26 protein-coding genes and 1 pseudogene are annotated in these 19,934 nt (G+C 61.3%); 9 read left to right on the forward strand and 18 right to left on the reverse strand.

Annotated features, from left to right (window positions below; genetic code table 11):
* Window positions 1–15: 15 nt before the first annotated feature.
* From NKH98_RS17005 to NKH98_RS17015, 3 genes are all read left to right on the forward strand, one after another.
* Window positions 16–627 carry a glutathione S-transferase gene (locus NKH98_RS17005; protein ID WP_352478881.1) on the forward strand — a complete coding sequence of 204 codons (612 nt, stop codon included), beginning with the start codon at window positions 16–18 and terminating at the stop codon, window positions 625–627.
* Between the two features lie 13 nt (window positions 628–640).
* Window positions 641–1,258, forward strand: coding sequence for a uracil-DNA glycosylase family protein (locus NKH98_RS17010; RefSeq protein WP_502894268.1), 618 nt, complete (start codon window positions 641–643; stop codon window positions 1,256–1,258).
* 196 nt (window positions 1,259–1,454) lie between these two features.
* On the forward strand, window positions 1,455–1,946 hold the full coding sequence (locus NKH98_RS17015; protein ID WP_006333679.1) for an Lrp/AsnC family transcriptional regulator: 492 nt from the start codon (window positions 1,455–1,457) through the stop codon (window positions 1,944–1,946).
* Between the two features lie 11 nt (window positions 1,947–1,957).
* On the opposite strand, the gene NKH98_RS17020 is transcribed toward NKH98_RS17015, so the two are convergent.
* The 12 genes and pseudogenes from NKH98_RS17020 to NKH98_RS17075 form a co-directional block, all read right to left on the reverse strand.
* On the reverse strand, window positions 1,958–2,362 hold the full coding sequence (locus NKH98_RS17020; protein ID WP_352899945.1) for a DUF3299 domain-containing protein: 405 nt from the start codon (window positions 2,360–2,362) through the stop codon (window positions 1,958–1,960).
* 243 nt (window positions 2,363–2,605) lie between these two features.
* Window positions 2,606–3,187 (reverse strand): GNAT family N-acetyltransferase, encoded by a 582-nt coding sequence (locus NKH98_RS17025; protein WP_352898898.1) that lies wholly within the window; start codon window positions 3,185–3,187, stop codon window positions 2,606–2,608.
* Window positions 3,147–3,851 carry a DNA alkylation repair protein gene (locus tag NKH98_RS17030; RefSeq protein ID WP_352899948.1) on the reverse strand — a complete coding sequence of 235 codons (705 nt, stop codon included), beginning with the start codon at window positions 3,849–3,851 and terminating at the stop codon, window positions 3,147–3,149. Before NKH98_RS17030 ends, NKH98_RS17025 begins: the two co-directional genes overlap by 41 nt.
* 9 nt (window positions 3,852–3,860) lie before the next feature.
* A pseudogene (locus tag NKH98_RS17035) lies at window positions 3,861–4,736 on the reverse strand (NAD(P)-dependent oxidoreductase); the annotation flags it as partial.
* A 58-nt stretch (window positions 4,737–4,794) separates the two neighbouring features.
* Complete coding sequence (locus NKH98_RS17040) at window positions 4,795–5,622, reverse strand: ABC transporter permease (protein ID WP_254817257.1); 828 nt, start codon at window positions 5,620–5,622, stop codon at window positions 4,795–4,797.
* Entirely contained in the window at window positions 5,619–6,332 is a 714-nt protein-coding gene (locus tag NKH98_RS17045; protein WP_254817256.1) for an ABC transporter permease, read from the reverse strand. The genes NKH98_RS17040 and NKH98_RS17045 overlap by 4 nt, the downstream gene beginning before the upstream one ends.
* 118 nt (window positions 6,333–6,450) lie before the next feature.
* Window positions 6,451–7,233, reverse strand: a complete 783-nt coding sequence (locus tag NKH98_RS17050; RefSeq protein ID WP_352898892.1) for an ABC transporter substrate-binding protein — start codon at window positions 7,231–7,233, stop codon at window positions 6,451–6,453.
* A gap of 212 nt (window positions 7,234–7,445) precedes the next feature.
* The gene (mobB, locus tag NKH98_RS17055; protein ID WP_352645712.1) at window positions 7,446–7,955 is read right to left on the reverse strand and encodes a molybdopterin-guanine dinucleotide biosynthesis protein B; all 510 of its coding nucleotides are present in this window, start codon (window positions 7,953–7,955) and stop codon (window positions 7,446–7,448) included.
* Complete coding sequence (gene mobA, locus NKH98_RS17060; RefSeq protein WP_352478875.1) at window positions 7,952–8,581, reverse strand: molybdenum cofactor guanylyltransferase MobA; 630 nt, start codon at window positions 8,579–8,581, stop codon at window positions 7,952–7,954. Before mobA ends, mobB begins: the two co-directional genes overlap by 4 nt.
* A gap of 65 nt (window positions 8,582–8,646) precedes the next feature.
* On the reverse strand, window positions 8,647–9,567 hold the full coding sequence (locus tag NKH98_RS17065) for a DMT family transporter (RefSeq protein WP_352540518.1): 921 nt from the start codon (window positions 9,565–9,567) through the stop codon (window positions 8,647–8,649).
* A gap of 123 nt (window positions 9,568–9,690) precedes the next feature.
* Window positions 9,691–10,047, reverse strand: a complete 357-nt coding sequence (locus NKH98_RS17070) for a hypothetical protein (RefSeq protein WP_352899953.1) — start codon at window positions 10,045–10,047, stop codon at window positions 9,691–9,693.
* Between the two features lie 155 nt (window positions 10,048–10,202).
* Entirely contained in the window at window positions 10,203–10,406 is a 204-nt protein-coding gene (locus NKH98_RS17075; protein ID WP_254817250.1) for a hypothetical protein, read from the reverse strand.
* Between the two features lie 16 nt (window positions 10,407–10,422).
* Here NKH98_RS17075 and NKH98_RS17080 point away from each other — a divergent pair, with 16 nt between their 5' ends.
* Window positions 10,423–10,968 (forward strand): DUF1579 family protein, encoded by a 546-nt coding sequence (locus NKH98_RS17080; protein WP_352899956.1) that lies wholly within the window; start codon window positions 10,423–10,425, stop codon window positions 10,966–10,968.
* Window positions 10,969–11,018: 50 nt separating this feature from the next.
* Here NKH98_RS17080 and NKH98_RS17085 read toward each other — a convergent pair whose 3' ends face one another.
* Both NKH98_RS17085 and moaA read right to left on the reverse strand, forming a co-directional pair.
* Window positions 11,019–11,492 carry a hypothetical protein gene (locus NKH98_RS17085; RefSeq protein WP_352899959.1) on the reverse strand — a complete coding sequence of 158 codons (474 nt, stop codon included), beginning with the start codon at window positions 11,490–11,492 and terminating at the stop codon, window positions 11,019–11,021.
* Between the two features lie 55 nt (window positions 11,493–11,547).
* Window positions 11,548–12,543 (reverse strand): GTP 3',8-cyclase MoaA, encoded by a 996-nt coding sequence (gene moaA / locus NKH98_RS17090; RefSeq protein ID WP_352899960.1) that lies wholly within the window; start codon window positions 12,541–12,543, stop codon window positions 11,548–11,550.
* A 198-nt stretch (window positions 12,544–12,741) separates the two neighbouring features.
* Here moaA and NKH98_RS17095 point away from each other — a divergent pair, with 198 nt between their 5' ends.
* Window positions 12,742–13,095, forward strand: coding sequence for a gamma-butyrobetaine hydroxylase family protein (locus NKH98_RS17095; RefSeq protein ID WP_023717628.1), 354 nt, complete (start codon window positions 12,742–12,744; stop codon window positions 13,093–13,095).
* Window positions 13,096–13,112: 17 nt separating this feature from the next.
* Here NKH98_RS17095 and NKH98_RS17100 read toward each other — a convergent pair whose 3' ends face one another.
* Window positions 13,113–13,541 (reverse strand): nuclear transport factor 2 family protein, encoded by a 429-nt coding sequence (locus tag NKH98_RS17100; protein ID WP_254817245.1) that lies wholly within the window; start codon window positions 13,539–13,541, stop codon window positions 13,113–13,115.
* 161 nt (window positions 13,542–13,702) lie between these two features.
* On the opposite strand from NKH98_RS17100, the gene NKH98_RS17105 reads away from it, so the two are divergent.
* A complete protein-coding gene (locus tag NKH98_RS17105) occupies window positions 13,703–14,314 on the forward strand; it encodes a pyridoxamine 5'-phosphate oxidase family protein (RefSeq protein ID WP_352899964.1) in 612 nt (203 codons plus the stop codon).
* A 27-nt stretch (window positions 14,315–14,341) separates the two neighbouring features.
* Here the strand turns inward: NKH98_RS17105 and NKH98_RS17110 are convergent, their stop codons facing one another.
* Window positions 14,342–14,794, reverse strand: a complete 453-nt coding sequence (locus NKH98_RS17110) for a MarR family winged helix-turn-helix transcriptional regulator (protein WP_352689332.1) — start codon at window positions 14,792–14,794, stop codon at window positions 14,342–14,344.
* 47 nt (window positions 14,795–14,841) lie between these two features.
* Between NKH98_RS17110 and NKH98_RS17115 the strand changes: the two genes are divergently transcribed.
* On the forward strand, window positions 14,842–15,750 hold the full coding sequence (locus NKH98_RS17115; protein ID WP_352508427.1) for an alpha/beta hydrolase: 909 nt from the start codon (window positions 14,842–14,844) through the stop codon (window positions 15,748–15,750).
* 35 nt (window positions 15,751–15,785) lie between these two features.
* Here NKH98_RS17115 and NKH98_RS17120 read toward each other — a convergent pair whose 3' ends face one another.
* On the reverse strand, window positions 15,786–16,403 hold the full coding sequence (locus NKH98_RS17120; RefSeq protein WP_352899966.1) for a TetR/AcrR family transcriptional regulator: 618 nt from the start codon (window positions 16,401–16,403) through the stop codon (window positions 15,786–15,788).
* 98 nt (window positions 16,404–16,501) lie between these two features.
* Here NKH98_RS17120 and NKH98_RS17125 point away from each other — a divergent pair, with 98 nt between their 5' ends.
* Both NKH98_RS17125 and NKH98_RS17130 read left to right on the forward strand, forming a co-directional pair.
* The gene (locus NKH98_RS17125; RefSeq protein WP_352801581.1) at window positions 16,502–17,248 is read left to right on the forward strand and encodes a 3-oxoacyl-ACP reductase family protein; all 747 of its coding nucleotides are present in this window, start codon (window positions 16,502–16,504) and stop codon (window positions 17,246–17,248) included.
* A 223-nt stretch (window positions 17,249–17,471) separates the two neighbouring features.
* A complete protein-coding gene (locus tag NKH98_RS17130; RefSeq protein ID WP_352899969.1) occupies window positions 17,472–19,364 on the forward strand; it encodes a L,D-transpeptidase family protein in 1,893 nt (630 codons plus the stop codon).
* A gap of 11 nt (window positions 19,365–19,375) precedes the next feature.
* On the opposite strand, the gene NKH98_RS17135 is transcribed toward NKH98_RS17130, so the two are convergent.
* A complete protein-coding gene (locus tag NKH98_RS17135; protein ID WP_254817402.1) occupies window positions 19,376–19,852 on the reverse strand; it encodes a hypothetical protein in 477 nt (158 codons plus the stop codon).
* Window positions 19,853–19,934: the final 82 nt, after the last annotated feature.

Below are 19,934 nucleotides of genomic sequence, written 5' to 3' on the forward strand. Positions count from 1 at the left end.
ACGAGGAGGATGGAGATGAAGCTGTTCGACGGCGGGCGCGCGCCCAATCCACGTCGGGTTCGGATTTTTCTGGCCGAAAAGGGACTTCAGGTTCCGCTGATGCCCGTCGACATGGGCGCGCTGGAGCACAAAGAGCAGCCGGTCAGCTCGCGCAATCCGCTGAAGCGTCTGCCGGTGCTCGAGCTCGATGACGGCACCATCATCACCGAATCCGTCGCAATCTGTCGTTACTTCGAGGAACTGCACCCCGAGCCGGCTTTGTTCGGGCATGGGGCGCTCGGCAAGGCAATCGTCGAGATGTGGCAAAGACGTCTGGAGTTCAATTTGTTCGGCTGCGTCGCCGCGGCCTTCCGGCACATCCACCCCGCAATGAGGGAATGGGAGATCCCGCAGATCCCCGAATGGGGCGAGGCCAACAAGCCGAAGGCGGTCGAATTCCTGAGATTTCTGGACACTGAGCTCGCCGGCAGGGAATTCGTCGCCGGCGATGCCTATTCGATCGCTGACATCACCGGGCTGGTCGCCATCGATTTCATGAAGCCGGCTCGCATCAAGGTACCCGAAGAGTGCACCAACGTGCTGCGCTGGCATCGGGAAATCTCCAGCCGGCCGAGTGCCGCCGCCTGATAACGAGTCCCAAATGAGCGAACAGTTGGAAGCCCTGGCGGTGAGGGTGCGTGCCTGCCGCATCTGCGTCGATAAGCCAGCCGGCAGGCCGTTGCCGCACCAGCCGCGTCCGGTGCTCCGGCCATCGTCGAGCGCCCGCATCCTGATCGCCAGCCAGGCGCCGGGTACCAAGGTCCACATCACAGGGATGCCGTTCACCGACGCCTCCGGCGACCGGCTGCGAAGCTGGCTGGGCGTCGGCAGCGAGGAATTCTATGATACGGACAAGTTTGCCATCGTGCCGATGGGTTTTTGCTTTCCCGGTCAGGACGCCAAGGGCGCCGACCTGCCGCCGCGCCGCGAATGTGCGCCGGCCTGGCGCGCATTGCTGATGGCACTGATGCCGCAAGTCGATCTGGTACTGACGATCGGCACCTACGCCCAAAGCTGGCATATGGGCGCGGCGCGCCGTCCCTCGCTGACAGAAACAGTCATGGACTGGCGCGCCATCTGGGCAGCGTCGACTGACCCGAAGATCGTGCCGCTGCCGCACCCGTCCTGGCGCAACACCGGCTGGCTGAAGCGCAATCCATGGTTTGAAATGGATTTGCTGCCCTTTCTGAGATCGGAAATCCGCTATCGCCTCGGCTAAGCGTTCAGCAAGAAATCACTCGCTTTTGCGCTATTCAACAGAATTTCTTTCTTGTAATAGGCTTGAGCAAGAGGGAATATGGTAATCTATTCCTCGAAGCGTGTCGCATGACGGGACGCGCGTTAAATTCTTGTTTTCATGCATGTCGTTGTGCCAAAGCCGCGCATTTTGACGATTTGCATCAGGGGAGCACCCAATGGACCGCCTCGATAGAAAAATTCTCCGCCTCCTTCAGGAGGATGCGACGCTTGCAGTCGCCGACGTCGCCAAGAAGGTCGGCCTGTCGACGACGCCGTGCTGGCGGCGCATCCAGAAGCTCGAGGAAGAGGGCGTCATCAAGCGGCGCGTTGCCATCCTCGATCATGAAAAGGTCAATGTGCGGGTGACGGTGTTCGTCTCGATCCGCACCAATTCGCACAGCCATGAATGGCTGCGGCGCTTTTCGGAGGTCATCCAGGAGTTTCCCGAAGTGGTCGAATTTTACCGCATGAGCGGCGACGTCGACTATCTCTTGCGCGTCGTGGTGCCCGACATCGCCGCCTACGACGCCTTCTACAAGCGGCTGATCGCCAAGATCGAGATCCGCGACGTGTCGTCTTCCTTCGCCATGGAGCAGATCAAATACACGACCGAGATGCCGCTGGATTACATGGTGCTCGACAAGGAGTCCGGCGCCAACGCCGCCTGAGATTCTTTTGCTTAGTTTTTCTTTTTGTTGAGGAAAGTCCAGGGCGAGTTGACCGGCAGCGTGATCGTGTCCGGCACGGTGCCGACGTCGACCACCTCGGCCTTGCGCACAGCGTAGCCCGACTGGATGACACTTACGCCGTCAAGGATAAAAAGCTGACTCTTCTCCATGCCCGGCTGCAAGGCGCCGGTCACCGAAACCGGCTGGTAGGCCTCAGACATCCGGTAGGGTTGGGCAGGCGTAACGAGGACGATCTGGTTGGGCGGCGGCGTCGGCATATGGCTGCAGGCCCCCGTCCAGGGCACCAGCAGGAATTGGTAGACGAGATCACCGTCGCGATCGACCGGCAGTGCATAGCCCGCGAGTTGTACGGTCTTGTCCTGCAAGTTGAGTGACAGCGTTTCGCCATGATCCATGATCCGGCATTTTGGCCGCGATCATCGGCAGCCCGACGCTTTCGGCGGCTGCCTGGCTCGCCGGGCGCAGATCCTTCCAGAAAATATGCATCGTCCCGGCGCAAGCGTTGCCTGCGACAACAGAGACGAACACTGCGGCTGCAAGCGTCGCGCCTGACTTGAGACGGTTTTTCATTCCTGCTCCACTGCTGGGCCTTGATCTGCGGCCTATGCCAGCAAGTAAAGCTGCCGCTGTCGCCAAGGTCAACGTTCAAGCCGCATGACATGCCGGCGCGAGCCGGTCATGCCGATCTCGCGAAAGCCGCGGGCGACGAACATGTCACGAAAACCCATGAAGCTGTAGCTCGGCGATGCCTGGTCGACCGGAAAAGCCTCGATCGTCGTGGCACCTTTGGCAAAGGCGTGATCGATGGCTGCATCAAGCAATGCGCTTGCCAGCCCGCCACCGCGCAACGCTCTCGGCACAAAGAAGCAGACGATCGACCAGATCCCGGCCTCGCGGTCGTCCTGCTGTCGTGACAACTTGCGGTAGCTCTCGCGCGGCGCGACCGAGCACCAGCCGACGGTCCGGCCATCGAACTGGGCGACAATGCCGACCGGCGTGCCGGCGTCGATCAGCGCCATCATCGCGCGTTTCTTCTCGTCGTTCTCGACATGCTCGCGGCGGTCGAGATTGCGCCAAGCCATACACCAGCAGTATTTCGGCCCGCCGGGTTGCTCGAACAGGTTTTCGAAATCGGCGCGCGTCGATTGCGTCACCTCCGTGAAGCGCACTTCGCTCAGGTCAAGCTTTTCTGGCGGCGAGCCGTTCGAGCGTCTTGGCATCGGAGAGTTCCTTCACGGCATCCTTGCCGATCCAGCGAGCAGTCCTGTCTGTCGAGGCCGCCAGTTTTAGCGCCACGGCAAGGGCAGGGCCGTGCAAATTCACCGATCGCTTGCCGATCGAACGAAGCGCCCAGTTCACGGCCTTCTTCACAAAATTGCGGCCGTCGGTCGCATGCGCTTCGATGATCGGCAGGAATTCGAGGAAGGTCGTCTCGGGTTCCTTCTTCCGGTGGATCACCGACCAGGCCATCATCGCAAAAGCCGTGCGTCGAACAAATTCCCGTTCGTCGACCGCGAATTCGGCGATCAATTCCTTCCAGCAATCCGTATCGACAAAGAGATCGGACACCCCGTCGACGATATCCCAGGAGTCGAAAGTCGCCGCCCATCGTCTTGCATCCGCGGCGGAGAACCGCTCCGAATCGGCTGTCACGGAAGCGATGAACTGCGCTTCCATGATGCCTGTCTGCCAAAGCTCAAAGGCACGCTCGTGGTTGCGCTTGATTTTCTTGGCAATCTGCCGCTGGAGGCCATGCGAGATACCGAGCGCACGTTCGATCTTGATGCCGTAGCGCAGCATGCCAAGTCGATTTTCCTCCGAGGCGATCGAGCGCAGATGAGCGACAATTTCATCGGCGCTGGATTGACGCGAAAGCTCGGCCACGGCGAAATCCTATTTCTCCAACCGCGCCAGCAGCGAGGACGTGTCCCAGCGCTTGCCGCCCATCGCCTGCACGTCCTTGTAGAACTGGTCGACGAGTGCCGTCACCGGCAGTTTGGCGCCGTTGCGGTCGGCCTCGGCGAGGCAGATGCCAAGATCCTTGCGCATCCAGTCGACGGCGAAGCCGAAATCATATTTGCCGGCATTCATCGTCTTGTGCCGGTTCTCCATCTGCCAGGAACCGGCCGCACCCTTGGAAATCACCTCTATGACCTTTTCGATGTCGAGCCCAGCCTTCTTGCCGAAATGAATGCCCTCGGCCAAGCCCTGAACGAGGCCGGCGATGCAGATTTGGTTGATCATCTTGGTGAGCTGGCCAGCCCCGGCCGGTCCCATCAATCCGACCATGCGGGCATAAGCATCTATGACAGGCTTCGCCCTGTCGAAGGCGTCGGGCTCGCCGCCGATCATCACGGTCAGCATGCCGTTCTCGGCGCCTGCCTGACCGCCGGAGACCGGGGCGTCGAGGAACGAAAACCCGAGCGCTTGCGCCTGCTGCGCCAGTTCGCGCGCGACCTCGGCCGATGCCGTGGTGTTGTCGACGAAGATGGCGCCTTTCTTCATGGAATTGAAGGCGCCTCGGGCGCCGGTCGTCACCGAGCGCAGGTCGTCGTCATTGCCGACGCAGGAAAAGACGAAATCCTTGCCCTCGGCCGCCTCGGCTGGCGTCGCGGCGAGGCTGCCGCCATACTGGGCAACCCACTGCTCGGCCTTCGCCCTGGTGCGGTTGTAGACGGTGACGTCGTGACCACCCTTGTTCTTGAGATGCCCGGCCATCGGATAGCCCATGACGCCAAGACCGAGAAATGCCACCGAAGCCATGTTTTCGAATCCCTTAGAAGCCTGCTTTGCGGTCTTCTTACCGGATCAGGCAAGGCGATGGGAGTCAGCGGTGCAGATGGATGGTGATGCGCCGTTCGATCCACTCGACGCCGTGGCGCAGTGTTTCAACGATGACCAGATAGATGATCGCCGCCCAGATATACGACTGAAAGTCGAAGGTGCGCGCATAGGTGAGCCGGGTGATGCCCATCAAATCGTAGACCGTGATGATGGCGACGATCGCCGAGCCCTTGATCATCAGGATGATCTCGTTGCCATAGGGGCGCAGCGCCACAATCAGCGCCTGTGGCAGGATGATTTTCCACATCGTCTGTAGTTTATGCAGGCCGAGCGAGGCGGCACCTTCCCATTGGCCCCGCGGCACGCTCTCGATCGCGCCACGCAAGATCTCGGCCTGGTACGCGGCCGTATTCAGCGAAAAGGCGAAGATCGCGCAGTTGAACGCTTCGCGGAAGAAGCCCCATAGTCCGACCATCTCGAGCTCCGGCCGGAAGGAGCCGACCCCGTAGTAGACCAGGAAGGTCTGCGCCAACAGCGGCGTGCCGCGAAAGAAATAGACATAGGCATAGGCGAACCCCGAAAGGATCGGGTTCTTCGACATGCGTGCATAGGCGATCGGTACCGACAGGATCGCGCCAAGCACAATCGAGATGGCAACCAGCAACAGGGTGATGCCGAGGCCGGATATGTAACCGGGTGCATATTTCTGGAAGAACTCCGGGTTCCACGCAGCGACTAGGTAGACGACCATGCCAATGCCGAGAGCGATCCACAGGCCGACCAGGACATGGCCGAGGATGCGTTGGCGCGACCAGCCGCGTGCGGGCGGCGGCGGCCGGTCGACCTTCAGCGCGTCGGTGGCAAGGCTCATCTCTTGACCTCGCTGCCGCCGACCGCTCGTTCGATCGCGTTGATGCCGAAGGAGGAGACGATCGCCAGCAGGAGATAGATCAGGCCGGCAAAACCGTAAAACAGGAACGCGTGCTTGGTGACGCGAGCGGCAACCCCGCTCTGGCGGAGGATCTCGTTGAGGCCGACGGCCGAGACGAGGGCGGTGTCCTTGAGCAGGATAAGCCAGAGATTGGCAAGTCCGGGCAACGCGATGCGGATCAACTGCGGCAGCACGATCAGCCGCATAGTCTGGCCGCTGGACAGGCCAACCGAATAGCCTCCCTCATATTGCCCTTTTGGAATGGCGCGGAACGCGGATAAAAACACCTCGCTGGAATAAGAGGAAAAAATGAAGCACAGCGCGATCATACCGGCGACGAAGCTGTTGACGTCGGCGGACGTTCCGGGGCTCACCAGCCGGACAAAGTACTGCAGGATCAATGGGATGCCGAAGAAGATCAGAAACAGCGTGAGCAGCTCGGGTATTCCGCGAAAAATCGTGGTGTAGATGTTCCCGGCCAGTCTCAGCGACGGCTCTTCCGACTGTTTGGCCAGCGCCACGAAAAAGCCGAGCGTCAGCCCGAAGGGCAGAGTGGCCAGCGCAAGACATACCGTAACAAATACACCCGCAGCGATATCGTCGAGCCAGCCTTCGGGTCCCCAACTGAGAAGCGTCAGTGCGCTCTGCATCCGCCTGCCTGTTCTCCTTTAGGCTCTTTGAGACCCGTACCGCATCACCCCTGGTGCGCGGCAACCTTATAAGAACGGCGGGAATCTCCCGCCGTTCACGTCCTCCTATGTCGGTCGATCAGGACTCGCCGCCATAAACATCATATTTGAAGTATTTGTCGTTGATTTCCTTGTACTTTCCGTTTGCGCGGATGGCGTCGATCGCCGCATTGAACTGGTTGACGAGGTCGGTCTCGCCCTTGCGCACGGCAATGCCGGCGCCCGGACCGTGGATTTCGATAACCGGCTTGATTGTGCCGACCAGCTTGCAGCAGGCGCCGTCCGGCGAATCCAGCCATTGCTGCAGCACGACGACGTCGTCATTGGCGGCATCGAGCCGACCATTGGCCAGATCGAGCTGGTATTCCTGTGCGGTCGGGTACGGCTTGACGGTGCTTTCGGTATAAGTCTTGGTCGAATAGTTGAAATGCGTGGTGGACGCCTGCACGCCGATCGTCTTGCCGGCCAAATCTTCCTTGGTGACACCCTTGATGTCGGTGTCCTTGGGCGCGGCGATCGCCGGCGGCGTATTGTAATATTTGTGGGTGAAGTCGACCTTCTCGGCGCGTTCCGGCGTGATCGACATCGACGCGACGATGGCGTCGAACTTGCCTGCCTGAAGGGCTGGAATGATGCCGTCCCAGTCCTGCGCGACGAAGGTGCACTTCACCTTCATCTCGTCGCACAGCGCCTTGGCGATGTCGATATCAAAGCCCACGAGTTGGCCGTCGGCGGTGAGGTTGTTGAATGGCGGATACGCTCCCTCGGTACCGATCCTCAAGGTTTTTTCCTGGGCCTGGGCAACGCCAAGCGTCAGCAGCGCAGCCGAAGCGGCGAGCGCGATACGCAGTGCAATACGCATAATGGTCCTCTCTGTTGGTCCCGGCCGTCGTTCCCGAACGGCTCTGTGGGCGGTGCTTTTGACCGCCCGCTGGCGCGATACTCCCATTGTTTCCCAAGAAAAAGCAACTGCAAAAACCGTCGCTTGAGGGAAGGTCATGTTCAGAAAACGGTGACGCTGGGTCAAACGCCTAAATGGAGAGAAAGTGGCCGGAACCCCCTGCGGCCGCGATCTCAGCGCGTCAGGCCGGTGGCGCGCTCGATGAAGTCAGCTATCGAATTCGTGTCGTCGAGATCGAAGGCCGGCAGGTCTTCGCCGACAATGTGGAAGTCGGAGGCGATGGCGACAATGTGTGGATCGGCTGCAGAGAGCGGTGTCCGGTCCTTGGCCTCGAGCCGTCGCGTCTCGATTTTCTTGTGCGCCTCGCGCTTGTAACCCTCGACCAGCACGATATCGGAGGGTGCCAGCCGTGACAGGATCGCGTCCAGCGTCGGCTCGTCCTCGCCGCGCAATTCGTGCATCAGCGCCCAGCGCCTGCCCGACACGACCGCGACCTCCATCGCTCCCGCCTGCCGGTGGCGAAAGCTGTCCGCTCCGGGTTTGTCGATGTCGAAATCATGATGGGCGTGTTTTACCGTCGACACTTTCCAGCCGCGCCGGACGAGCTCGGCCACCAGCTTTTCGGTCAATGTCGTCTTGCCGGAGTTCTTCCAGCCGGTGATGCCAAAGATACGTCTTTTCATGGCTCGATGCTCTGCAACAGATGCGCGGCCTGGGCAAGGTCGTCGGGAGTGTTGATGTTGAAGAACGGATCGATCTCGGCTCCGCCGGATTTCAGGATGGGAAATTCCACCTCGACAAAACCGTGCCGGTCGATGAACGCCGCAACGCGCCGGTTGTCTTCCTCGACGAGAAATTGTCGCAAGGCCTGATCTAACCCTAGCGGCCAGAGTGCAAAGGTCGGATGCCGTTTTCCGCCGGAACAGGAGACCGCGATAGAGCCCGGGCGCGCATAGGCTGCCGCGAGCAGCCGCTCGACCATGTCCTTGGGCAGGAAAGGCGTATCGCCGGCAGCCGTGACCAGCGCCTGGCAGGCCGTGTCGGAAGCCCATTCGAGGCCGGTCAGTATCCCGGCAAGCGGCCCGGCATAACCTTTGACGGTGTCGGCAAGCACCGGAAGCCCCGTCGCGGCAAATCGTGTCGGATCGCCATTGGCGTTTAGCGCAAGCGGGCCGACCTGCGGGCCAAGGCGCGAAACGACACGGTCGAGCAAGGTGCCGTCGCCAAGCGCAAGCAGGGTCTTGTCGCCGCCACCCATCCGGCTCGATCGGCCGCCGGCCAGAATGATCCCTGCGATATGTCGGCCCATCGTTTGCTGCCTAGACCCAATGACCAAAATCCAGTTTTCAAATCGGACAGTCGTCGACAGTCATCCTATATGCCGTCCGGCGCCATGTCCGGTCCAGTGCTTTCGGCGGCTGTTTTTCGCCGGCCGACGATCCGTTCGCGGTAGAGTGCATAGAGGCCTGAGGCGATGATGATCGTGGCACCGACGATCATCGGCAGATCCGGGACATCGCCGAAGATCGTGAAGCCAAGCAGGATCGACCAGAGCAGGGCGGTGTAACGGAACGGCGCGATGAAGGAGATATCGCCCACCCGCATCGCCGTGATGATGAAGTGGTAGCCGATGAGCACGAGCACTGCCGCCAGCGCCAGAAACGCCGTGCTTTGTCCTGTCATCGGTGTCCAACCGCCCATCGGTGAAAGCAATGCCGCGCCCAGAAACGTCATGGCAAGGGCGGTGGCGCTCGACACCAGCAATGTCGGAATTGCCTGCGGTATCCGCTTGGTGGCGAGATCGCGCACCGCACAGCATGCCACGCTGGCCAGCGCCAGCAGAGAAAAGACGCTGAACCCTTCGAAGCCCGGCCGCACGATGATCAGCACGCCGGCAAAACCGACGGCAATAGCCAGCCAGCGCCGCCAGCCGACGCCCTCGTTGAACACAAGCGCTGCGCCCATCGTCACCGCCAGCGGCAGCGCCTGCAGCACGGCGGAGACATTGGCGATCGGAAGATGCGCCAGAGCAACCAGGAACGACACCGTGGCGCCGGCCTCGCTGGCAACGCGCAGCGCAACGGTCGGCTGCAGCATCGAACCTGGCCGGGCAAGCGCGCCGCGTTGCCACGCAAGCAGGCCAACGAAAAGCGAAGCGAAGGCGCCGCGGATCAGCATGACCTGCGCCATGTTCATCGATTCCGACGAGAATTTAGTGATAGCGTCGTTGAGGGTGAAACCAGCCATGGCCACCATCATGAACAACGCGCCGCGCAGGTTTGGCGAAAGAGGCAAGGCAGATTACCGGGTGAATCCTGCAGCAAGCGTCTAGCAGGCACCCGCAAAACAGCAACCTCAAAGGGCTGGGCCACAGCCTTTCTATGGCCCGTAACATCTGTCGCGCAAGAGCGGCAGGGCTTATTTGGGCGTCAGTACCTCGGTGCCGTTGCCTTCCTTACCGGCAATCGTCCACAGGCCCCGCAGCGAGCCGTCGTCCTGCACCTTGTAGACGACAAGACCGACCGCCTTGCCCATGACATAACCGGCGGAGAAGGCATCGTCGTTGCGCATGCAGATGCCGTCCGAGGACGAGCTGCCCGTCTCCCAATGGATCGTGCAGGTCGTCTCGCTGGTCAGCGTGATCGTCGCGTTGCCACCATAGGACGATCCATCGAAATTGGTGCCGGCCACGGCATAGGTGCCGCCGATCGACTGGGCCGCCGCGGGCAGGGCCGCGAGGCTGAGCAATGCAAGAGAAAGAATGAGTTTGCGCATATCGTATTCCCCCACTGGGCGAAGAACCGCTCCAGAGCAGAGGCTAGGCTCGAATGGGCTTGCGGTAAATCCGGTGACCGTTTGCGGACAAGACCTTTTCTGGGTGTGACCCCGAAAGGTGCCCTTTTAAAGGTTCGGTTCGGATAGCAAATCGATCACACTGCCGCTCGAGGAAAATTCTCGACGAGATCAATTTGCTCGGCAAGAGTCGCCAAATTGGTCATTGTAGGCCTCTGATCTTGTCCGGGGAGGTGGTCCATGACGAATGCACGGGGCAATGCGGCCAGGCTTGGCACAGGCAGCAGGCGGCACGTTTCGTCGGCTTTCCGGTTCTCTTCTGCACTGGCGGTCATCTTCATGGCGATAGCGCCTGCGTTGGCCGAGAACGGCGCTTCGGCGTCGGCAGTCGAACGGATGTCCACGCCGGGTCACGAAGCGAATGAGCTCGCTCGCCGCATCGGGAAATGGAACGTCGTCAACACGATCTGGCCAACCCCCGGTGCGCAGCCGATCGTGATGACCGGGCTGGTGGCCGAACGTACGATGATCGGCCCCTTCATGCAGGAGGTGATGCGCCCGGCGCCCGGGTCGAAAATCCCGGACTTCCAGCGGATAGCCTATTTGAGCTATGACCGGGTGGAGGGCCGCTGGAAGTATGTCTCCATGGACACCCGTTTCCCGGCAGGGATCATGCCCGCCTGGAGTTTTGGTGGCGAGGAGGACGGCAAGATTTCACTGCTTTTCGAGCCGCTTGGTTTCGTCGGCTTCGGGCCCGAGGTCGAAGGACGATACACGGCCTCCGATTTCATCATTTCCAGGGATGGCGACAACCACGAGGTGGCCGAGCAGCATTTCCTCCAGGCCAATGGCACCGGCAGGAAATGGCTCGCCGTGCAGTACGACTACACGCGTCAGCCTTAATTCATCAGCAAAAACAATAGGCTGCGAATACGTCGAGACGGGCCGGATGCTCACGGCCCCCTGAGGCTGCCGGCGATGGCACCGACGAGCGGGTCGTATTTCGATTTCAGGGCTGGCGGATAGTCGATCCAGACCGTGCGGATGACACCATCTTTTCCGAACAGGCGGCGTTCGTAGAAGACGTTCCCGCCTTTGATGCCCGACAGCACCGCCCAGTCCTTGCCGGTCTTGCTGTAGGTGATCTTATAGCCAGGTTCCTGGCTGGCCCTCTCGGCGGAGAGGAAGGCTTTCGGGGTGTCATCATCGACATTGAGAATGCCTGAACAGATCAGGCTGGCGCCATCGGCAGTGAGCCACTGTTGTCCATCGCCATTATCCGGCTCAGCCTGGCGAAGAGTGAAGATTTCATCCGGAAAGGTGCAGACGGTACCGAAGCGCTCGTTCGTATAGGTAAATGACGCGGCAACTGCCACGGTCCCCGCCATCACTCCGAAAAACGTCAGGACTACAAGAAACCGCTGCACGCCTTGCCTCGCGCTGATACCAAGGCGATTGTTCTTGCACGAAATCGGCTAAAAATCAGCCGCCGGTGACGCTCATATGCCGCGACACCGACGGACGTTTGGTGCGGCGATCGATGATGAAGTCATGGCCTTTGGGCTTGCGGTCGATTGCGTCGTCGATGGCATCGGCGACCAGCTCGTTGCCTTCCGACGCACGCAGTGGCGCGCGCAGGTCTGCGGCATCTTCCTGGCCGAGGCACATGTAAAGGGTACCGGTACAGGTCAGCCGGACCCGGTTGCAGCTTTCGCAGAAATTATGCGTCATCGGCGTGATGAAGCCCAGCCGCCCGCCGGTCTCGGCGACATGGACGTAGCGGGCCGGGCCACCGGTCTTGTAGGGAATATCGCTCAGCGTGAATTGGCGCTCGAGTGCTGCACGCAGCAGCGACAGCGGCAAATACTGATCGGTGCGGTCGGCATCGATCTCGCCCATCGGCATGGTTTCGATGACCGTCAGATCCATGCCGCGGCCATGCGCCCAGCGTAGCATGTCCGGCAATTCGGCGTCATTGAAGTCCTTCAACGCCACAGCGTTGAGCTTTACCTTCAGCCCGGCCGCCTGCGCGGCGTCGATGCCATCCATGACCTTGTCCAGATTGCCCCAGCGGGTGATCTGTCGAAATTTGTCGGCATCGAGAGTATCGAGCGAGACGTTAATGCGTTTGACGCCGCAGTCGGCGAGCTCGGCGGCAAAGCGGGAAAGCTGCGATCCATTGGTGGTCAGCGTCAGCTCTTCCAGCGCACCGCTCTCGAGATGCCGCGAAAGCTGGCGCACAAGATGCATGATGTTCTTGCGTACCAGCGGCTCACCGCCGGTGAGGCGGAGCTTGCGCACGCCCTTTTCGATGAAGACCGTGCAGAGCCGGTCGAGCTCTTCCAGCGACAGCAGGTCCTTCTTGGGCAGGAAGGTCATGTCCTCGGCCATGCAATAGGTGCAGCGAAAATCGCAGCGGTCCGTAACCGACACGCGCAGGTAGGTGATCGTGCGACCGAAAGGATCGATCATATCCATGCTGTACGCTTCCCGTGGCCGTGAACGGCTTCGTTATATATAGCTATGTGATACGAGCCAACTTGCCATTCAAGATATCAGCTCGCGATCTCCGGTAACATTCCGACGCCGACAGATCATGTCGGAACTTTCGATGCGGCCTTTTCCCTCGACACGAAGCGGCGTAGGGAAGGGCGGTTCTCCGCAGGATCCACCACCATGACAGCGCCGAAGGAACTCAGGGTCTCGAAAGATCGCAAGCTGCTTTCCGTGACCTTTCCGGGACATCAGCCGTTCGAGTTGCCGGCCGAGCTTCTGCGGGTCGCCTCGCCATCGGCCGAGGTGCAGGGCCATTCGCCCGAACAGCGCGTCACCGTCCCCGGCAAGCGCAATGTGGCGATCCTGAAGATCGAGCCGGTCGGCAACTATGCCGTGCGCATCACCTTCGACGATTTCCACGACACCGGTATCTTCACCTGGAACTACCTGCATACGCTGGGTCATGAGAAGGACGCACGCTGGGCCGCCTATCTCGCCGAGTTGGAAGAGAAGGGGCTGAGCCGCGACCGCTGAATGGTTTCGCGGTATGCTCAGCGCAGGATCGCCAGTATCTCGCCGGTGTCATAGTAAAACGGCGTGCCTTCGATCAGTCGGTCATCCTTGAAGCGCAAGACTTCGGCAAACGGCTGTATGATTGTTGCACCAGTGGCTCGCGACGTCAGCGAAAGCATGCAGCTCATGAACACCACGTTATCGTTCTGGGCGGTTTGAAGATCCTCCACCGCCACGTCGCTCCAGATTTCCCGCATGTTGCGGAAAAGAGCGCCAACGCCGTCGAGGCCATTCCAGTCACCGGCATAGGGCAGGGACTGCGGCTCATGCACCACAATCTCGGCATGGAATGCGCTGGCAAGCACATCGAGGCTTTCCGACCCTGATTGCAGGAAACGCATTTCAACATTGAACATGTTTTCAATAAGTTCCATGGCGGTGCGTCGCCGGTCGAGCGGTTTATCCATTTTCGGTCTCCGTATCCGTCGGTGCGATTGTGTAGGTGAAAGCGGTTTGCCCTTCTTCGCGTTGCCTCGACACCCGTTTCCTGATGACCGGCAAGCGGGCACGATGTCGTGAAAACGTCATGCATCTGGAGTAGCGCCGGCAAAGCTTTGGAGACGAAAACATGTCCATGATCACCAGCGTCGAACAGCTCGAAACGCTCTATGGCCTGCCTGGCGAGGCGTCGGTGGTCAAAGAACTCGATCAGCTGATTCCCGAATACGCAGCTATCATCGAGGCTTCGCCGTTCGCCGTGCTCGCAACCTGCGGGCCTGAAGGGCTGGACTGCTCGCCGCGCGGCGATCTCGCCGGCTTCGTCCGCATCCACGATCCGAAAACGGTGATGATGCCAGACCGGCGCGGCAACAACCGTGCCGATTCGCTAAGGAACATCCTTCGCGATCCGCGCGTCGCGCTCCTGTTCCTGGTGCCGGGTTCCGGCACGACGCTGCGCGTCAATGGCCGCGCCCACATCACCACCGATGCCGCGCTCTGCGACTCGTTCGCAGTCGAAGGCAAGCCGGCGCGCTCGGTGACGGTCATCGAGGTCGATACGGTCTATTTCCAGTGCGCCCGCGCCATCCACCGGTCGGAGTTGTGGAATCCGGCAAGGCATGTCGACCCGAGATCGCTGCCGACTCCCGGCCAAATCCTGGAAATCACCAGCCGCAAGAACATCGACGGCGAGGTCTACGACAAGGAATGGCCGGAGCGCGCGAAAAAATCGATGTGGTGAAGCACTTGTTGGTGGAGCGCTGGGCTGTCAGGCGGTCTTCAAAACCTCGGCAACCCTACGCATCTGTTCGCCGATCATGTCGCATTGCTCCGGCGTCGACTGGCTCATCGCCTTCTCGATCAGCGCCATATGGACCTTCAGCGCCTGCATCAGCAGTGCCTCGCCGGTCTCGGTCAACGTCAGCCGCAGCACGCGCTTGTCCTTCTCGTCGCCCTCGCGGCGCAGCAGGCCACGAGTCTCCAGCTGCGGCAAAAGCATGGTGATGTTGGAGCGACCGACCAGCAGCCGGCGAGCGAGGTCGTGCTGCGACATGCCGGGATGACGGTAGAGGTTCATCAGCACGTCGAGCTGCGCCGGCTTCAGGTCGAGCGGCGCCAGCTTCACCGCCAGGGTGCGTTCCAGCACGTGGCATGCGCGCGCCACTGCCACCCAGTTGCGAAAGCGCGGGTTGTCCCAGGGCAGGTCTTGCTTAATGTTCATGTTTGAACTATTATGTTCATGCTTGAACCAATGAATGGATCGCCACTATGGCATCATTTGGACTGAAGGTCATCCGCGGCACGTTCGGAGTGGCTGAGCATGTGGCACCGCGACTCACCGGGCGCGCTGCATTCGAGCTGTTCTGCCGCACGCCGCATGAGAAGAGCTTGAGTGAAGGCGAGCGCCGCGCAATCGATCGCGCCGCCGATTTCATGACCCAGGCACGACATCACCGGCTAAAGACCAGAACCGGCTGCGTCATGGTGCATGAATTCCGGCCCGAGCCGGGCAGGGCCACTGCCGGCACCGTGCTCGTCATCCATGGTTGGCGTTCGCGCACCGAATACATGCGCACGCTGATCGAAGCCTATCGCGATGCTGGCTATAAGGTCGTCTCGCTCGACCTGCCGGGCCACGGCCAGTCGCAGGGCCGCCGGCTTACCCTGGTCAGTGCGGTCGACGCGGCACGGGTTGCCGGCGAATGGTTCGGGCCGTTTGCCGCGATCGTCGGCCATTCCTTTGGTGGTGCCGTTGCCGCCAATGCAGTTGCCGGTTCAATCAGGAACATCCCGCGATTGGCGGCCGGGCGACTGGTGCTTATCGCTGCGCCGAGCTCACTGCCGGCAATCTTTGCTGATTTCAGTCGCATGCTGAATGTCGGCTCGCGCTCGCAGGTCGCCATGGCCGACCGGGTCGAGCGTATCGCCGGCCGGCCGTTGCACGAGTTTACCGGTGATCGCCAGCTGGCAAGCACGCTGCTGCCGACGCTGGTGATCCACGCGCCGGACGACCGCGAAGTGTCCGCCGATCATGCAAGGCTCTACGCGCGCGCCGGAGACCATGTGCGGCTGTACTGGGCCGACGGGCTCGGCCACCGCCGCATTCTCGCCGACAGGGGTGTGGTGGAGCGTGCCGTTGGCTTCGTTGCCGGCAGGCTGGAGCCGTCTCTGCAGTGATCTGAATGTCTGGTCTTGTCTGCCGGGTTCGATCGTCACGCCGCCACCCCGGTGCCGGCCATCGCTATCCAAGCCGCCATTGCCCCGGCCACCGTCGCCAGAAGGGCCGAGCGCGACGCGCCGTCGCGCGCCTGGATAGACATGCCGTGCTGCACGGTCGCGTAAAAGGTCGCGGCCGTACCGCAGTCGAAATCGGCCGGCAACTCTCCTTCGGCCACGCCACGCTCGAAGCGTCTCAGCAACGCTTCGCGGTTTTCGGCGCGGCGACGGCGCAGATCATCGCAGATGGCGCCGCGGCTTGAGTCCTGGTGCAATGCGCCGAGCGCGACAAGGCAGCCTTGCGGACGACCGGTCTGTGAATAGGCCCTGGCAGTCTGCCGCAGGAACCGCTCGACGGCCTGGCGCGCGGTCGGCGCCTTTTCCAGCGCGGACCAGATCTCGGTTCCCTCGACCCGCGTGTAAAGCTCGGTTGCCTCGAGAAATAGCGCTTCCTTGCTGCCGAAGGCGGCATAGAGGCTGGGTGAGTTGATGCCCATTGCAGCGGTCAGATCGCTTATCGACGCGCCCTCATAACCCTTGACCCAAAACACTTCCATTGCGCGCCGCAAGGCGGCGGCTCGATCGAAGGTGCGGGGGCGGCCTCGTTCCGGCATGGCATCCTTTCTGTATTGATCGATACATAATTCAGTTGACGTGGTTCAGCAAGGCTGGCAGATATTTATGTATCAATTACTACAAAATGGAGAAGCAGATGTCATCCAGAAGCTTGAACGGCAAGGCCGCCCTCGTCACCGGCGGCAGCCGCGGCATTGGTGCGGCGATCGCAAGAAGGCTCGCGGCCGACGGCGCAGGCGTGGCGATCACCTATGTGAATGGTGAGGAAAGGGCACTCGCGGTGGTCAGGGAAATCGAGGCGGCCGGCGGCCGGGGCTTTGCCATCAAGGCCGACAATCGGGATGCTGCGGCGATCGAGGCGGCAGTCGATGAGGCAGCAAAAGCCTTCGGACGGCTCGACATCCTCGTCAACAGCGCCGGCATCTGGCGCGCTGCGCCGATCGATGCTCTGTCGCTTGCCGACTTCGATGAGACGATGGCGGTCAACCTCAGGGCCCCGTTCGTCGCCGTCAAGGCGGCAGCAGCACATATGGGCGAGGGTGGCCGGATCATCTCGATCGGCAGCAATCTGGCCGAGCGTGCCACCGACGCCGGCCTGAGCGCTTATTCGGCCAGCAAGGCTGCCTTGGTTGGCCTGACCAAGGCCTTTGCCCGCGATCTCGGTCCGCGCGGCATCACCGCCAATGTCGTCCATCCGGGGTCGACCGATACCGACATGAATCCGGCAGCCGGCCCGCACGCCGAGCATCAGCGCCAGAAGATGGCGATGCCTCGCTTCGGAACGGCCGACGAGATCGCCGGCATGGTCGCCTGGCTTGCCGGTCCCGAAGGACGCTTCGTGACAGGCGCGGCATTGACCATCGACGGCGGCGCAAACGCGTGAGACTTGGTCACTGGACGGTTGCCGTTCTGGCCGAGGACGGCGACGGATTCGCTTGACCCGTCACGACGTTGTGAAACCGTTCTGCAACAGACGTTCCGAAATTTATGGAAGCTTAACGAAATCAGTATGAATCAGTGTAGTCACGCCTTACATCCGCCATGGGGTGGGCGAGACCGTGAAAGCGGTGCGGAACGGGATCCGGTTCAACCGGAGCGGGTGATCCATGAAACTCCTTGGAAACAAAGCAACCGTGCTGCCGTTCGCGGTGGCCGCGGCAATGTTGGCCTTCGGGACGCCGCAGGTTGAAGCGCAAGGGTTCTTCGACATGCTTTTCGGCGGCGGCGTCAAACACGCACCGCCGAAAGGTAACTTTCCGCCGCCACCGTCAAAATACAAGCCCAAGGCGCCAGCCGCTTCCGGTGGGGGTGGTGGTGCGCAAATCAGCAGCCCGTCCTATTACACCTACAAGAGCGATCCACTGGTGCGCGTCGATTTTTCGGCACTGTCGGCAGCGCCTGAACCGGCAACGCCTCAGGATGCTGCATTCGAGCCGACGGCCACCGGGGCTGCATTCCGCGAAGCCATTGCCGGGCTCGACGGCTATGATCTCTACGCCGAGAAGGACATCGCCAAGGCGCTGATCGCGTACTACTCAGCCAATCCGGATTTCATCTGGGTGACGGGAACCAGTCCCAACAGCCGTGCCGAGGATGCGGTGCGGGTGCTGGGCGAGGCCGCGAGCTACGGCCTGACGCCCGCCGACTACACCGTCGAAGTTCCGGCAGCAGGCGCATCGGCGGGCAATGCCGATGAGCGCCTGAAAGAGCTGGTTCGCTTCGAGATGGCGATGTCGGCCCGTGTCCTGCGCTACGCCCGTGACGCACAAAGCGGCCGCGTCGATCCCAACCGCATCACCGGCTACTACGATTTTCCGCCGAAGCCGCTCGACATGGAAGGGGTACTGAAGACGCTGGCCCATACCCAGCAAGTGCGTACTTATCTCGAATCACGGCATCCACAGAATTCCGAGTATCAGGCGCTGCGCGTCGAACTGGAATCGCTACAGGCAAGCGCCGAGGACGAGATCGTCGTCGATCCCAATCTGCTGTTGAAACCGGGGCAGACCAGCCCCGAGCTGCCGAAGCTTTTGACAAGGATCGCGCGCAATCTCGATGACGAGATGGGCGGTGCCTATGGCGAGGTGCTGGCGAGGCTCGCCACCAGCGAGGTCTACGATCCGGAGCTGGTGCCGGTGATCAAGGCGGTGCAGAAACGGGCCGGCATGAAAGGCGACGGCGTCATCGGCCCGCGTACCGTCGCATCGTTGGCCGGAACGTCCAAGGCCGACAAAATTCAGAAGGTTCGGGTTGCGCTCGAAGAATTGCGCTGGCTGCCTTCCGACCTCGGCAGCCCGCGCGTCTTCATCAACCAGCCGGCTTTCACCGCGAGCTATATCGACGACGGCGAGGAGAAGCTGAAGACCCGCGCCGTAGTCGGCAGGCCCACCAACCAGACTGCTTTCTTCTATGATCAGATCGAGCAGGTCGACTTTCATCCCTATTGGGGCGTGCCGCAGTCGATCCTGGTCAACGAGATGTTGCCGCGGCTGCGGCGGGATCCTGGCTATCTCGACCGCGCCGGCTATGAGGTGGTCAATGCCCGCGGCAAGCGCATTCCCTCATCCTCAGTCGATTGGGGGGCCTATGGCGCAAAGATACCCTACGGCGTGCGCCAGCTGCCGAGCGAGGCCAATGCGCTGGGCGAGCTGAAGATACTGTTTCCCAACAAGCACGCCATCTACATGCACGACACACCACAGAAGTCATTTTTCCAGCGCGACATGCGCGCGCTCAGCCATGGTTGCGTTCGCTTGCAGGATCCGCGCGGCATGGCGGCTGCCGTGCTCGGTACCTCGGTCGACTACATCGAGGACAGACTGAAACACGGACATTCGACCGAGGACGTGACACGCAAGATCCCGGTCTATGTCGCCTATTTCACCGCATGGCCGGACCTGTCCGGTACCGTCGAATATTTCAATGACGTCTACGGCCGCGACACAAGGCTGCAGCAGGCGCTCGACAGCACGGAAGCGGTGCGTTCGCCGGCCAGCTGAGAGATACGGTTCTAGCGCTGAAACAGTGGACGCCGGAAACCCGCATCGCGTCCGGCGATGAGCCAATAGACCAAGCCCGCGACAACGCCTGCGGCGGCAATGATGCCGATATCGGCCCAGCGCTCCGGGTTCGTGTCGTCCGGTACACTGGGCCAGATCAAGGCGAAGCCGCCAACCGCGGCCGCCGCGCCGAAGATCATGTGCAGCCAAAAGCTGCGCAGCGAGAAAAACTCGGCAATCAGTGCGAAGATCAGCGTCTGCAGGCCGGTCATCACAATCGTCAGAAAATAGATGAACATGCCGAGCGGCGGCAACAGCAGCACCGCAACGGGGGTGACACCCATGACGTCGAAATAATTCGGCGCATTTGGCAGCGAACTCAGCCCGCCATAGATTGCCGCCACCGCGATCAGCCCAACCAATACCGCTATGAAATAACCCGCGAGCATCATCAGAAAGCGTTTCAATACGTGCTTTACCGTCGCCATGCCCACCCCCGCGCGCAAATGATAGCACCCAGTCAGCCATCAAAGTCATATCTACACAAGGGTGTGCCGAAGGCCGCGGGCC

The organism is Mesorhizobium sp. M0833 (genome assembly GCF_040319905.1).
Taxonomy (GTDB): domain Bacteria; phylum Pseudomonadota; class Alphaproteobacteria; order Rhizobiales; family Rhizobiaceae; genus Mesorhizobium.